The organism is Pseudomonas baetica (assembly GCF_051216495.1).
Taxonomy (GTDB): domain Bacteria; phylum Pseudomonadota; class Gammaproteobacteria; order Pseudomonadales; family Pseudomonadaceae; genus Aquipseudomonas; species Aquipseudomonas baetica_B.
Genome location: NZ_JBPKAM010000131.1, coordinates 1 through 14,537 on the forward strand (window position 1 = coordinate 1; position 14,537 = coordinate 14,537).

The following is a 14,537-nucleotide window of genomic DNA, read 5'->3' on the forward strand; positions in this document are numbered from 1 at the left end:
GGCTCGCTCCCACATTTGAAATGCATTCCAATGTGGGAGCGAGCCTGCTCGCGAAGATGGACAAATAGGCGATGAAGATTACGCGCCTGGAATAAAGTGCTTCTGCGCCGTACCCCGGGCAATCAAGCGCGAAAGGTAATCCAGTTTTTGCGCGTCCTGATCGACAAAGCGGAACGTCAGTTGCAGCCATTCGCTGTCGGGCTTTTGCTCTTGAGCGACGATGGCGTGCAGGTAACCGTTCAGACGGGCGGTTTCAGCGCTTTCGCCCTGCTCCAGGTCGAGCACGGCGCTGTCGAGCACTTGTGGCAGGGTGTCGGCACGTTTGACCACCAGCAGCGCTTCCTTGAGGCTCAGGGCCTTGATCACGCATGGCTGGATGCCGTTCGGTAAGCGCAATTGGCCCTGGCCACGCCCTCCCCCGGCTGCCGTCGCGGCGACCGGTGCCTTGACCGGTGGGCTGTTGAGCAAACCACCACGGGCCGGGGCAGCTGCCGCAGGCGCGGGTGCAGGCGTAGTGGGTGCCGCCACGGCAGGCTTTCCGCCGGTCAACGCACTCAGGGAGTCGTTGGCGAATGCCGGGCTCGCCTTGGTGTTCGTGGTGTTCATCAAAAGATCGAGCTTGCCGACCTTGTGCAGCGCCTGCTTGACCTTGGTGATCAGTTGCTCGTTGGTGAACGGCTTGCTGACGTAGCCGGAGACGCCTGCCTGGATCGCCTGGACAACGTTTTCCTTGTCGCCACGGCTAGTCACCATGACGAACGGCATGCCTTTGAGGCTGTCTTGCTCGCGGCACCAGGTCAGCAGCTCCAGACCGGACATTTCCGGCATTTCCCAGTCGCACAGGACCAAGTCGAACGCTTCCCGGGCCAGCAGGGCCTGCGCCTTTCTGCCGTTGACCGCGTCTTCGATGCGCATACCCGGGAAATAATTACGCAGGCATTTTTTCACCAGGTCACGAATGAACGAGGCATCGTCCACGACCAACACACTGACCTTACTCATCCATCACCCCTTTAAAAAATCCCGGCAAGCATACCGCCTTACTGATGGCACTTTGCCAAAAACCTTCAGTCACGCCGGGACTTTTCGTTCGCGGGTGCTGCTTTTCGAATTCGTAAGCCACCAACAAAAACGCCCGGCCAAAGGGCCGGGCGCGTCCTGGGGGCAACCTTACTTATCGTCAGCTTTGCCCGGAACATTAGCGGTTTCACCGCTTGTTCCTTCAACTTCTTCTTTCATGCGTTTGAGACCCAGGTGGCGTACGTCGGTGCCGCGCACCAGGTAAATCACCAGCTCCGAGATGTTGCGCGCATGGTCACCGATGCGCTCCAGCGAACGCAGCACCCAGATAATGCTCAAGACCCGCGAGATAGAGCGTGGGTCTTCCATCATGTAGGTCGCCAGCTCGCGCAGGGCGGTCTTGTATTCGCGGTCGATGATCTTGTCGTACTGCGCCACGGACAATGCCAGGTCGGCGTCGAAACGGGCAAAAGCGTCCAGGGCATCGCGGACCATGTTGCGCACCTGGTCGCCGATGTGGCGAACCTCGACATAACCGCGCGGCGCTTCGCCTTCTTCGCACAACTGGATGGCGCGACGGGCGATCTTGGTCGCTTCATCACCGATGCGCTCCAGGTCGATCACCGATTTGGAAATGCTGATGATCAGGCGCAAGTCGGATGCCGCCGGCTGACGACGGGCCAGGATGCGCAGGCATTCTTCGTCGATGTTGCGTTCCATCTGGTTGATCTGGTCGTCGATCTCGCGCACCTGCTGGGCCAGGCCGGAATCGGCCTCGATCAGCGCGGTCACCGCGTCGTTGACCTGCTTCTCGACCAGCCCGCCCATGGCCAGGAGGTGGCTGCGCACTTCCTCAAGCTCAGCGTTGAACTGCTGGGAGATGTGATGGGTAAGGCCTTCTTTACTAATCATCTGTTTCGCTCCGCGAAAGTTGCAAGCTTCAAGCTGCAAGCTTCAAGCAGTTATGTATAAGTCCTGATATCGCACCGCTTCTTTCTTGCCGCTTGCAGCTTGACGCTTGCGGCTGTGCGGCTAGCCGTACCGTCCAGTGATGTAGTCTTCGGTCTGCTTCTTCGCCGGATTGGTAAACAGTGTGTCGGTGTCGCCGAATTCCACCAGTTTGCCCATGTACATGAACGCCGTGTAGTCGGAAACCCGCGCGGCCTGCTGCATGTTGTGGGTCACGATCACAATGGTGAACTTGGATTTCAGTTCGTAGATCAGCTCTTCGACTTTCAGCGTGGAGATCGGGTCGAGTGCCGAGCACGGTTCGTCGAGCAGCAAGACTTCCGGCTCCACGGCGATGGTGCGGGCAATCACCAGACGCTGCTGCTGACCACCGGACAGACCCAGTGCCGACTCGTGCAAACGGTCTTTGACTTCATCCCACAGCGCCGCGCCTTTCAACGCCCACTCAACGGCTTCGTCGAGCACACGCTTTTTGTTGATGCCCTGGATGCGCAGGCCGTAGACCACGTTCTCGTAGATGGTTTTCGGGAACGGGTTTGGCTTCTGGAACACCATACCGACGCGACGACGCAGCTCGGCCACGTCTTCGCCCTTGCGGTAAATGTTGTTGCCATACAGGTTGATCGCGCCTTCGACACGGCAGCCATCGACCAGGTCGTTCATGCGGTTGAAGGTGCGCAGCAGGGTCGATTTACCGCAGCCGGACGGGCCGATGAAGGCGGTCACGCGCTGCTTCGGAATGTTCATGCTGACGTCGTACAGCGCTTGTTTCTCGCCGTAGAACAGGCTCAGGCCCGGCACTTCGATGGCCACGGTTTCCTGCTCGAGGCTCAGGCTCTGTTTGTCGCGACCCAAGGCCGACATGTTGATGCCGTGGGTATGTGCTTCGTGCTGCATGGGAGGCTCCCTGTGCTAACAAATTCGGTTCAATTTTTGTGGGAGCCAGCCCTGCTGGCGATTCAGGCAACGCGGTGCATTTGTAAAACCGCGGTGATGCCATCGCCAGCAGGCTGGCTCCCACTTAAGAAATCAGCTATCCAGCGCCTTGTACTTCTCGCGCAGGTGGTTGCGGATATAAACGGCCGACAGGTTGAGGACGGCGATCACCAGCACCAGCAACAGCGCCGTGGCGTATACCAGCGGTCGCGCAGCTTCAACGTTAGGGCTCTGGAAGCCGACGTCATAAATGTGGAAGCCCAGGTGCATGATCTTCTGGTCCAGGTGCAGATACGGGTAGTTGCCGTCCACTGGCAGCGACGGCGCCAGTTTCACCACACCTACCAGCATCAGCGGTGCCACTTCACCCGCAGCACGGGCTACCGCGAGGATCATGCCGGTCATCATCGCCGGGCTGGCCATTGGCAATACGATCTTCCACAGGGTTTCAGCCTTGGTCGCGCCGAGGGCCAACGAGCCTTCACGCACGGTGCGAGGAATCCGCGCCAGGCCTTCTTCGGTGGCCACGATCACCACCGGCACCGCCAGCAGCGCCAAGGTCAACGAAGCCCACAGCAGACCCGGCGTACCGAAAGTCGGCGCCGGCAAGGCTTCAGGGAAGAACAGACGGTCGAGCGAGCCGCCCAGCACATAGACGAAGAAGCCAAGGCCGAACACGCCGTACACGATGGCTGGAACACCCGCCAGGTTGTTCACTGCGATGCGGATCACCCGGGTCAGGGTGTTCTGCTTGGCGTATTCACGCAGGTAGACCGCTGCCAGCACGCCGAACGGGGTCACGATCATCGCCATGATCAACGTCATCATCACGGTGCCGAAGATCGCCGGGAAAATCCCGCCTTCGGTGTTCGCTTCACGCGGGTCGTCGCTCAGGAATTCCCAGACCTTGCTGAAATAGAAACCGACTTTGGTGAAGGTGCCCATGGCGTTCGGCTGATAGGCGTGAACCACTTTGCCGAGGCTGATTTCGACTTCCTTGCCGTTGGCATCACGGGCGGTCAGGCTGTCGCGGTTGAACTGCGCGTGCAGATCGCCCAGACGCGCCTCGATGTCCTGATAGCGGGCATTGAGCTCGGCGCGCTCGGATTCCATGTCCGCCTGTGCGGCCGGGTCGAGTTTGCCTTCCAGTTCCAGTTTGCGACCGTGCAGACGAATGCGCTCGAGACCGGCGTTGATCGCGCCGATGTCGACTTTTTCCAGAGTCTTGAGTTGCGCGGCCAGCTGATTCACGCGGTTGATCCGCGCTTGCAGCTCCGGCCATGCAGCTTCACCTTCGGCGATAACCTTGCCGTCTTGCTTGACGTTGACCAGGTAGCCGTAGAAGTTGCCCCATTCGCGACGCTCCAGCGCCATCAGTTCGACCGGGGTCGTCTGGTTAGTTAGCCACTCGCCGACGACCCAGGTGAAGTCGTTGCCGTTCAGGTCACGGTTGCCGACCTTGATCAGCTCGCGGGTCATGAACTCCGGACCTTCGTCCGGCACCGGAAGGCCTGCACTTTTCAGACGCGCGCGCGGTACTTCTTCCTTCTGTACCACTTCACCAACGACCAGGTGCTGGCCTTGGCCCGGCACGTCATAGCTGGCGTGCACCAGGTCCGCCGGCCAGAAGTGACCCAGACCGCGCACGGCAATCACCGCCAGCAGGCCAATGGTCATGATGACCGCGATGGACACCGCGCCACCGCTGATCCAGACGCCCGGGGCGCCGCTCTTGAACCATCCTTTCAAGGAGTTCTGTTTCACAGACTTCTACCTTTCTTAAAGCGACGAGTATTTCTTGCGCAGACGCTGACGAATCAGTTCCGCGAGGGTGTTCATGACGAAGGTGAACAACAGCAGCACCAGCGCCGAGAGGAACAGCACGCGGTAGTGGCTGCCGCCAACTTCCGACTCCGGCATTTCTACCGCGACGTTGGCGGCCAGGGTGCGCAGGCCTTCGAACAGGTTCATTTCCATGACCGGGGTGTTGCCGGTGGCCATCAGCACGATCATGGTTTCACCCACCGCACGGCCCATGCCGATCATCAGCGCCGAGAAGATGCCCGGGCTGGCGGTAAGGATCACCACGCGGGTCATGGTCTGCCACGGCGTGGCACCGAGGGCCAGGGAGCCGAGGGTCAGGCCGCGCGGCACGCTGAACACAGCGTCTTCGGCGATGGAGTAGATGTTCGGGATCACTGCAAAGCCCATGGCCAGACCGACCACCAGTGCGTTGCGCTGGTCGTAGGTGATGCCCAGGTCGTGGGAGATCCACATGCGCATATCGCCGCCGAAGAACCAGTTCTCCATGAACGGGCTCATGTACAGCGAGAGCCAGCCAACGAACAGGATCACCGGGATCAGCAAGGCACTTTCCCAGCCATCCGGGACTTTCAGGCGGATCGACTCAGGCAGGCGGCTGAAGGTGAAACCGGCAACCAGGATGCCAATCGGCAGCAACATCAGCAGGCTGAAGATACCCGGCAAATGCCCTTCCACGTACGGCGCGAGGAATAGACCGGCGAAGAAACCGAGGATCACCGTCGGCATCGCTTCCATCAGCTCGATCACTGGCTTGACCTTGCGGCGCATGCCCGGGGCCATGAAGTACGCGGTGTAGATCGCAGCGGCAACGGCCAGAGGCGCGGCCAGCAGCATGGCGTAGAACGCGGCCTTCAGGGTACCGAAGGTCAGTGGCGACAGGCTCAGCTTCGGTTCGAAGTCGGTGTTGGCAGCAGTCGATTGCCAGACGTATTTCGGCTCGTCGTAGTTCTCGTACCAGACTTTGCTCCACAACGCGCTCCACGACACTTCCGGGTGCGGGTTGTCCAGCAGCAACGGTTGCAGCTTGCCGCCCTGCTCCACGATCACGCGGTTGGCACGAGGCGACAGGCCGAACAGGCCTTCGCCCTCAACGACCTGATCCACCAGCAAAGTGCGGTGCGCGGTGCTGTGGAACACGCCGAGCTTGCCGGATGCGTCAAGGGCAACGAAGCCCTTGCGGCGCTCTTCGGCGGTGATTTCAACAATTGGTGTGGTGCCCATCTGGAAGGTGCGGATCTGCTTCAGGCGCTGTTCGCCATCATGATCGCGGGCCATGAACCACTGGGCCAGACCACCCTTGGAGTCGCCGACGATCAGCGAAATGCCACCCACGAGCTGGGTACTGGCGGTGACTTGGGCTTCACCGTCTTCCAGCAGCTTGTAACGACCATTGAGGCTCTTGTCGCGCAGGCTGAACACATCGGCCTGGGCACGACCGTTGACCACGTACAGCCACTGCTGGCGCGGGTCGACGAAGATGTTCTTCACCGGCTCGGTCATTTGCGGCAGATCGATGCGCTTCTGCTCGTTGGTGATTTCGCCGGTCATCATGTTTTCTTCGCTGGTCAGCGAAAGCACATTGAGTTGAGAACCGGTGGAGCCGACCAGCATCAGGGTCGAATCACTGGCATTGAGGCTGACGTGCTCCAGCGCACCGCCGGCCTCATTCACCGCGATCGGGGTCTCGCCATAAGGGTATTCAATGGCTGGCGAGATGGTCTTCTTGCCGTCTGGATAGCTGACTTTATACGTGTGACGGAACACCAGGGCCTGGCCGTTGGACAGACCTACCGCCACCAACGGGTGACCCGGCTGGTCTTCACCAATGGAGGTAACGGTTGTGCCTGCCGGAATCGGCAGATCGACGCGCTTGAGTTCAGCGCCACTGTCGATGTCGAAGAACAGCGCCTGGCCTTTGTCGGAAACCCGCATGGCCACCTGGTTCTGCTCTTCCAGGGAGATCATCAATGGCTTGCCGGCGTCTTGCATCCAGGCAGGCGTGATGGCGTCCTTGGCGGTCAGGCTCGCGCCCTGGAACAGGGGGGCAACGACGTAGGCAAGGAAGAAGAAAATCAGCGTGATCGCCGCGAGAACGGCGAGGCCGCCCACGAGGACGTACCAGCGGGTCAGGCGATCCTTGAGCGCGCGAATGCGGCGCTTGCGTTGCAGCTCAGGCGTATTGAAATCAATTCGCTTGGGGGGATTAGTAGTCATGTTGGAATTGGCCAGATCATTCATTCGCACACCCTAGCGATCCTGTATGACAGAAAGATGACAGTGCAGTGACGCAGCAAATCCCCCGCTGGCGTGACCAGCAGTGGATAGAAAATTGGAGAGGGCCGGGCTGCGGAAAATGGCAACCCTAAGCCTTTTAGAAGCGAGCTTGCTCGCGATTGCGGTCTCCCTGTCACATCATTGCTGAATGTGTCGACGCCATCGCGAGCAAGCTCGCTCCTACAGAGATCCGGGGCTAGCCCCGGATCAGGGTTTTACTTTTTTGCGACTTCAGCGCCGCCTTCTTGCAGACCCAGGTCAGCCAGTGCTTTTGCAGCAACCTTGGCTGGCAGTGGGATGTAGCCATCTTTCACGACCACTTCCTGGCCCTGTTTCGACAGAACCAGTTTCACGAACTCGGCTTCCAGCGGAGCCAGAGGCTTGTTCGGGGCTTTGTTGACGTAAACGTACAGGAAGCGGGACAGCGGGTACTTGCCGTTCAGGGCGTTTTCTTCGGTGTCTTCGATGAAGTCCTGGCTGCCTTTCTTGGCCAGGGCCACAGTCTTCACGCTAGCGGTTTTGTAGCCGATACCCGAGTAACCGATGCCGTTCAGCGAAGAGCTGATCGACTGCACGACCGAAGCCGAGCCTGGTTGTTCGTTGACGTTTGGCTTGTAGTCGCCTTTGCACAGGGCTTCTTCCTTGAAGTAGCCGTAGGTGCCCGATACCGAGTTACGACCGAACAGTTGAACCGGCTTGTTGGCCAAGTCGCCGGTCACACCCAGGTCACCCCAGGTTTTCACGTCGGTTTTAGCGCCACACAGACGAGTGGACGAGAAGATCGCATCGACCTGTTCCATGGTCAGGTGCTGGATCGGGTTGTCCTTGTGCACGAATACAGCCAGGGCGTCCACGGCAACCGGGATGGCGGTTGGCTTGTAGCCGTACTTCTGTTCGAAGGCAGCCAGTTCGGTGTCCTTCATCTTGCGGCTCATCGGGCCCAGGTTGGAGGTGCCTTCAGTCAGCGCAGGTGGCGCAGTGGCGGAGCCAGCGGCCTGAATCTGGATGTTTACGTTCGGGTATTCTTTCTTGTAGTTCTCAGCCCAGAGGGTCATGAGGTTGGCAAGGGTATCGGAGCCGACGCTGGACAGGTTGCCCGACACACCAGTGGTCTTGGTGTAGCTCGGGATAGCAGGGTCAACAGCGGCAACCGCGTTGGCGGTCGCAACGCCAGCAGCGACAAACGTCATTGCCGCCATCAAACGCTTCAGTTTCATGCCTTACTCCTAGCAGATAGGGTGTGTTAAGTCGGGGCCAAGTATCAGCAGGCCGTGTGAACACTCTATGGCTGAAATATGACAATTGGATGAAAGGCCAGTATTCGAGTTTTTTGGATGATTCATGGCGCCCCAATCGCCAGCAGGCTGGCTCCCACACTGGAATGCATTTCAATGTGGGAGCCAGCCTGCTGGCGAATGGGGCGGTACAGACGATAGGAAATTCGAAATTAACGACCCTTCTTCCAGAGATACGAACCCACCAAAATTCCAACCCCGCACAGCACTGCTACATAGTAAGCAGGCCCCATCGTGCTTTCCTTGAGCAGCAAGCTAACGACCATCGGCGTCAGGCCACCGAAAATCGCGTAGGCAACGTTGTAGGAAAACGACAGGCCGCTGAAACGCACCACCGGCGGGAACGCCTTGACCATCACATAAGGCACGGCGCCGATGGTGCCGACCAGCAGACCGGTCAGGGCGTACATCGGGAACAGCCAGTCGGGATGTTCGGCCAGGCTGTGGTAGAAGGTCCAGGAGCTGGCCAGCAAGGCGGCGCAGCCGAAGACGAAGACGCGCCCCGCACCGAAGCGATCCGCCAGGGCACCGGAAATCACGCAACCAATGCTCAACAGCACAATAGCCACGCTATTGGACTGCAGGGAGGTAGTCGGCGAAAAGTGATAGACCGTCTGCAACACGGTCGGGGTCATCAGGATCAGGACGACAATGGCAGCGGACAGCAGCCAGGTCAGCAGCATCGAAATGGCAATTGCCCCACGATGGTCACGCAGCACCGCACGCAGCGGCACCTCTTCGGCCAGGGCCTTGCGCTGTTGCAGCTCGGCAAACACCGGGGTTTCGTGCAACCAGCGGCGCAGGTACACCGAGAACAGGCCGAACACACCACCCAGCAGGAACGGGATCCGCCAGGCATAATCCGAGACTTCCACCGGGGTATAGATGCTGTTGATCGCCGTGGCGACCAGAGAACCCAGCAGGATGCCCGCCGTCAGACCGCTGGTCAGGGTGCCGCAGGCGTAGCCGATATGCCGTTGCGGTACGTGTTCGGAAACGAAGACCCACGCGCCCGGTACTTCACCGCCAATCGCTGCGCCTTGGATAACCCGCATCAGCAGCAACAGGATCGGTGCCCACATGCCAATCTGCGCATAGGTCGGCAGCAGGCCCATGATCAGGGTCGGCACCGCCATCATGAAAATACTCAGGGTGAACATTTTCTTGCGACCCAGCAGGTCGCCGAAGTGCGCCATCACGACGCCGCCCAGCGGCCGCGCGAGGTAACCGGCAGCGAAGATGCCGAAGGTCTGCATCAGGCGCAGCCACTCGGGCATGTCCGCCGGGAAGAACAGCTTGCCCACCACCGTGGCGAAGAACACGAAGATGATGAAGTCGTAAAACTCCAGCGCCCCGCCCAAGGCCGATAGCGAAAGCGTCTTGTAGTCACTGCGGGTCAGCGGACGTGCGGGTTGGGAAGGCTGCGCGATACTCGAGGGCGCTGTGGTCATGGCAAGGGCTTCTCTTATAGTCAGGTCTGCCGCCCCAACATCGCTGGCAAGGGCTCGGGCAGGACCGGCACGATAGCAAATTGTTCGAAAAAGCACATAGAGGCGCGTATTTGACAGTCAAAATGAGAACCGGACGGTCGTATCGGAGTCTACCGACCGATATACTCGCTACTGTGCAACAACTTGAAAGGGTTGCTGTGCGAAAACGCCTGTCAGGTTCATAGGCGATTTCGCAGAGTTTCCCTTTAGGCGCCTTTATGGAAAACGTGACGAACGTAGTATGTTCGGTGCTGAATCGTTTTTCCGAAGACGGCTATTCACTGAAAGACCAACGAAGAGTCACGGGTCAGAGGCACCCCCGGCATGATAGAGCTCGAACAAGAAGATCCGATCCCGCAAGGCGACCTGGCCCTGCAAATCACCGCGCTTCCCCGTGAAACCAACGGCTTTGGCGATATTTTCGGCGGCTGGCTGGTGGCGCAGATGGATTTGGCGGGCACCGCGATGGCCAGCCGCGTGGCAGGTGGCCGCGTCGCCACCGTTGCAATCGATCGCATGGCGTTTCTGGTGCCCGTGGCCGTTGGTGCGCAATTGTCCTTTTATACCCAGGCCCTGGAAATCGGTCGCAGCTCGATCAAGATGATGGTCGAGGTCTGGAGCGACGACCCATTGTCCAGCGAATGGCGCAAGGTGACCGAAGCGGTATTCGTGTTCGTCGCCATCGACGGTAGCGGCCGTACCCGCTCGCTTCCACCACGAGCCCGATAAGATAAAGAGCCTCGTTAAACCCGGCGACCGTTTTAGGGTCCATTGCAGTCCTGTTACTGATCGAGAGCTGTCCCATGAACACGCCCAACGTTGAAGCCGTGAAACTGGATGAACTGAACTGCTGGCGCATTCGCCACGGTCAGGCCGAATTGCTGGTGGCGCAGCAAGGCGCACACATCCTCAGTTATCAATTGGCCGGCGAGCCGCCAGTGATCTGGCTCAATGACGAGGCGGTGTTCAAGACCGGCAAAAGCATTCGTGCCGGTGTACCCGTGTGCTGGCCGTGGTTTGGCAACTTCTCGCGCAACCCGCAGAGCGTGCAGGCCATGCGCGTCAGCAACGAGCCGCCAAGTGCCCATGGGCTGGTACGGGCGATGGACTGGGAACTGGGCGGCATCGAAGCCGAGGGCGAAAGCCTGAAGATCGACTTCCTCCTGCCCTACCCCGAAGGTGGCCTGCCGGGCTGGCCGCACCAGGTGGACTTGACGTTGAGCATTCGTCTGGATGAACAACTGCACATCAACCTGACCAGCCACAACCAGAGTGCTGAGACAGTCACCATCAGCCAGGCACTGCACAGCTATTTCGCCGTCAGTGATGTACGCAATGTGCAGGTCGAAGGCGTGAATGGCCTGAGCTACATCGAAACGCTGGAAGACTGGAAAACCAAATCGCAAACCGGCGACCTGCATTTCACCGGCGAAACCGACCGCATCTACCTCAATCCACCGGCAAAACTGAGCATCGTTGACCCGACTTGGGAGCGTCGCATCGAGCTGACCAGTACCCGCTCGCGCTCGGCAGTGATCTGGAACCCGTGGATCGACCGCGCCGCTGCGTTCAGCGACATGGCCGACGATGGCTGGCAGCGCATGCTGTGCATCGAGACGGCGAATGTGATGGACGATGTAGTGGTGCTGGCGCCGGGTGCCAGTCATACCTTGGGCGTGAGCATCGTCAGCAAACCGCTTTAAGCAACACTGCAAAACATTGTGGGAGCGAGCCTGCTCGCGAAGGCGGTGTAACAGTCAACATTGATGTTGGATGTTATGGCCTCTTCGCGAGCAGGTTCGCTCCCACAGTTTTGACTTTCTACAGATCCGACTCTTTAACGACCCTGACTTTCGCCGCATCCAGCGCATACGCCGCGTCTGCCAGGTCATTGCTGACCTTCTCGATCTTCAGCGTGCCGGTAACCCACAGCGGCGTGTAGATATCATTGAGCTTCAAACCCTTGGGGTAACGCACCAGCACCAGCTGATTGGGCGGCGGCGGTGGCACGTGGATGCAGGCACCCGGATACGGCACCAGGAAGAACAGAGTGCTGTGGCCCTTGGCGTCGGTTTCCAGCGGCACCGGATAACCACCCAACCGGATGTTCTTGTCGTTCATCGACGGCACGGTTTTGGTCGAATACATCACCGCCGGCAAGCCTTTGCTCTGCTTCATGCCACCTTTTTCGGTGAAGGTGCCATTGGCTTCGGGGGAGTTATGGTCGATCTCGGGCATGGCCTCGAGGGCTTTCTGGTCCGACTTGGGCATCAGCTCGAGCCAGTCGGTTTCCGGCAATTCGCCGGCGTGGGCAAAGCCTGCCCCCAGGAAAAGAAGCGATAAAAGAAGACGGCGCATGGAGGTGCTCGGTAAAGGGAGGACAATAAGTCGCCGAGCATTCTAGCCCTCCCGGCCTGCGCAGCCGAGAGGACTTTGTCGCCTGGATCAGTTCTTTTTGATCAGGCCGTAGATCACCAGCAATACCACGGCACCGACCAGCGCACCGATGAATCCGGCGCCTTGACCGGCCTGGTAAATGCCCAGGGCCTGACCGCCGTAAGTGGCCGCCAACGAACCGCCGATACCGAGCAGGATGGTCATGATCCAGCCCATGCTGTCATCGCCCGGTTTCAGGAACCGTGCCAGCAGGCCGACGATCAAGCCGATAAAGATGGTTCCGATGATTCCCATGGCATTTCCCTCTGAATAGATAGGTTATGACAAAGCCTAGACAGACTTTGGCATCCTGCCATGAGAGAACGGCGGTTCCTGAATGGTTCCGCCGCTGCCACGTGAAACTATTTACTCGGCGATGAGCGCTTCGACCTTGAGGATCTGCGCGGCCAGTGTTTCGCGGTCTGCACAACGCAGGTTGGCGTGACCGACCTTGCGGCCGACCTTGAACGCCTTGCCGTAGTGATGCAGATGGCAATCGGCGATGGCCAGGACCTTCTCGGTCTCAGGCACTTTACCGATGAAGTTGAGCATCGCGCTCTCGCCGACCTTGGCGGTCGAGCCCAACGGCAGACCGGCCACCGCCCGCAGGTGGTTCTCGAACTGGCTGCACTCGGCGCCTTCGGTGGTCCAGTGCCCGGAGTTGTGCACACGCGGGGCGATTTCGTTGGCTTTCAAGCCGCCGTCGACTTCGAAGAACTCGAATGCCATGACGCCGACATAGTCCAGTTGCTTGAGCACTCGGCTGGAGTAGTCTTCTGCCAGAGCTTGCAGCGGATGATCGGTGCTGGCCACGGACAACTTTAGGATGCCGCTGTCGTGGGTGTTGTGCACCAGTGGGTAGAACTTCGTTTCACCATCGCGAGCGCGCACGGCGATCAACGAAACTTCACCGGTAAACGGCACGAAACCTTCCAGCAGGCAGGCCACGCTGCCCAGCTCGGCGAAGGTGCCGACCACGTCTTCAGGGGTGCGCAGCACTTTCTGGCCCTTGCCGTCATAACCCAGGGTACGGGTCTTGAGCACGGCCGGCAGACCGATGGTCGCTACGGCAGCGTCCAGGTCAGCCTGGGACTGAATGTCGGCGAACGCTGGGGTCGGAATCCCCAGGTCCTTGAACATGCTCTTTTCGAACCAGCGGTCGCGGGCGATACGCAGCGCTTCGGCGCTCGGATAGACCGGCACGAATTGCGAGAGGAACGCCACGGTTTCCGCCGGAACGCTTTCGAACTCGAAGGTCACCAGATCGACTTCATCGGCCAGCTGACGCAGGTGATCCTGATCGCCGTAATCGGCACGCAGGTGCTCGCCTAATGCAGCGGCGCAAGCGTCCGGCGCCGGGTCCAGGAAAGCGAAGTTCATGCCCAGCGGAGTGCCCGCCAGCGCCAACATGCGGCCCAACTGGCCGCCACCGATTACACCGATCTTCATCGTCAACAACCTCAGGCGATGCGTGGGTCTGGATTTTCCAGGACGCTGTCTGTCTGCTCAGCACGGAAGGTTTTCAACACCTTGTGGAACTGCGGGTGCTTGGCGCCCAGGATACTCGCCGACAGCAACGCTGCGTTGATCGCGCCAGCCTTACCGATGGCCAGGGTGGCGACCGGAATGCCGGCCGGCATCTGCACGATGGACAGCAGGGAATCGACGCCCGAGAGCATCGCCGACTGCACCGGCACGCCCAGCACTGGCAGGTGGGTCTTGGCCGCACACATGCCTGGCAAGTGGGCCGCGCCACCGGCACCGGCGATGATTACCTCGATGCCACGCGATTCAGCCTCTTCAGCGTACTGGAACAGCAGGTCCGGGGTGCGGTGGGCAGAGACCACTTTCACCTCGTAAGGGATGCCGAGCTTTTCCAGCATATCGGCGGTGTGGCTAAGGGTGGACCAATCGGACTTGGAGCCCATGATCACGCCAACCAGTGCACTCATCGTCGTGCCTCTTCTCTCTGGGCGCCCGCGGGCGCGTCAAAAAACAACAAGCCACGCATAGGCGTGGCTTGAATGTAGAAATGATGGCCGGACGAACCGACCGAAGGCCGCGCAGTATACCGCAATACGACAGATAAACAGCCCCCGTTGCGACCATCTGTCATACCGCGCAAAGCCCCGGTTTTATTGACTCGAAGGTCAGCGAACGGCCAATGCAAATCCCTTGTGGGGGGGGGGGGGGGGGGGGGGGGGGGGGGGGGGGGGGGGGGGGGGGGGGGGGGGGGGGGGGAGGTGGGGGGGGGGGGGGGGGGGGGGGGGGGGGGGGGGGGGGTGGGGGGGTG

General features: G+C 60.0%; 13 protein-coding genes. 2 read left to right on the top strand and 11 right to left on the bottom strand.

The window, feature by feature from the left end:
• Positions 1–78: 78 nt before the first annotated feature.
• From ACSFE6_RS28150 to ACSFE6_RS28180, 7 genes are all read right to left on the bottom strand, one after another.
• Entirely contained in the window at positions 79–1,002 is a 924-nt protein-coding gene (locus ACSFE6_RS28150; RefSeq protein WP_435430665.1) for a response regulator, read from the bottom strand.
• A gap of 168 nt (positions 1,003–1,170) precedes the next feature.
• A complete protein-coding gene (phoU, locus tag ACSFE6_RS28155; protein ID WP_095194608.1) occupies positions 1,171–1,932 on the bottom strand; it encodes a phosphate signaling complex protein PhoU in 762 nt (253 codons plus the stop codon).
• Positions 1,933–2,052: 120 nt separating this feature from the next.
• Positions 2,053–2,886: a phosphate ABC transporter ATP-binding protein PstB gene (pstB, locus tag ACSFE6_RS28160; protein ID WP_175387254.1), complete on the bottom strand. Its 834-nt coding sequence runs from the start codon at positions 2,884–2,886 to the stop codon at positions 2,053–2,055.
• A 132-nt stretch (positions 2,887–3,018) separates the two neighbouring features.
• Positions 3,019–4,689, bottom strand: a complete 1,671-nt coding sequence (gene pstA / locus ACSFE6_RS28165; protein WP_435430666.1) for a phosphate ABC transporter permease PstA — start codon at positions 4,687–4,689, stop codon at positions 3,019–3,021.
• A gap of 15 nt (positions 4,690–4,704) precedes the next feature.
• Positions 4,705–6,738: an ABC transporter permease subunit gene (locus ACSFE6_RS28170; protein WP_435430673.1), complete on the bottom strand. Its 2,034-nt coding sequence runs from the start codon at positions 6,736–6,738 to the stop codon at positions 4,705–4,707.
• 500 nt (positions 6,739–7,238) lie between these two features.
• On the bottom strand, positions 7,239–8,240 hold the full coding sequence (locus ACSFE6_RS28175; RefSeq protein WP_007971739.1) for a phosphate ABC transporter substrate-binding protein PstS: 1,002 nt from the start codon (positions 8,238–8,240) through the stop codon (positions 7,239–7,241).
• A 230-nt stretch (positions 8,241–8,470) separates the two neighbouring features.
• On the bottom strand, positions 8,471–9,769 hold the full coding sequence (locus tag ACSFE6_RS28180) for an MFS transporter (protein ID WP_435430667.1): 1,299 nt from the start codon (positions 9,767–9,769) through the stop codon (positions 8,471–8,473).
• A 363-nt stretch (positions 9,770–10,132) separates the two neighbouring features.
• Here ACSFE6_RS28180 and ACSFE6_RS28185 point away from each other — a divergent pair, with 363 nt between their 5' ends.
• Both ACSFE6_RS28185 and ACSFE6_RS28190 read left to right on the top strand, forming a co-directional pair.
• Entirely contained in the window at positions 10,133–10,537 is a 405-nt protein-coding gene (locus ACSFE6_RS28185; RefSeq protein ID WP_435430668.1) for an acyl-CoA thioesterase, read from the top strand.
• A gap of 74 nt (positions 10,538–10,611) precedes the next feature.
• Entirely contained in the window at positions 10,612–11,511 is a 900-nt protein-coding gene (locus ACSFE6_RS28190; protein WP_435430669.1) for a D-hexose-6-phosphate mutarotase, read from the top strand.
• A 118-nt stretch (positions 11,512–11,629) separates the two neighbouring features.
• On the opposite strand, the gene ACSFE6_RS28195 is transcribed toward ACSFE6_RS28190, so the two are convergent.
• The 4 genes from ACSFE6_RS28195 to purE form a co-directional block, all read right to left on the bottom strand.
• The gene (locus ACSFE6_RS28195) at positions 11,630–12,166 is read right to left on the bottom strand and encodes a DUF3299 domain-containing protein (protein WP_435430670.1); all 537 of its coding nucleotides are present in this window, start codon (positions 12,164–12,166) and stop codon (positions 11,630–11,632) included.
• Between the two features lie 87 nt (positions 12,167–12,253).
• The gene (locus tag ACSFE6_RS28200) at positions 12,254–12,499 is read right to left on the bottom strand and encodes a GlsB/YeaQ/YmgE family stress response membrane protein (RefSeq protein ID WP_008030708.1); all 246 of its coding nucleotides are present in this window, start codon (positions 12,497–12,499) and stop codon (positions 12,254–12,256) included.
• A 111-nt stretch (positions 12,500–12,610) separates the two neighbouring features.
• Positions 12,611–13,693 carry a 5-(carboxyamino)imidazole ribonucleotide synthase gene (locus ACSFE6_RS28205; RefSeq protein WP_435430671.1) on the bottom strand — a complete coding sequence of 361 codons (1,083 nt, stop codon included), beginning with the start codon at positions 13,691–13,693 and terminating at the stop codon, positions 12,611–12,613.
• Between the two features lie 11 nt (positions 13,694–13,704).
• The gene (gene purE, locus ACSFE6_RS28210; protein WP_435430672.1) at positions 13,705–14,196 is read right to left on the bottom strand and encodes a 5-(carboxyamino)imidazole ribonucleotide mutase; all 492 of its coding nucleotides are present in this window, start codon (positions 14,194–14,196) and stop codon (positions 13,705–13,707) included.
• Between the last annotated feature and the right edge of the window lie 341 nt (positions 14,197–14,537).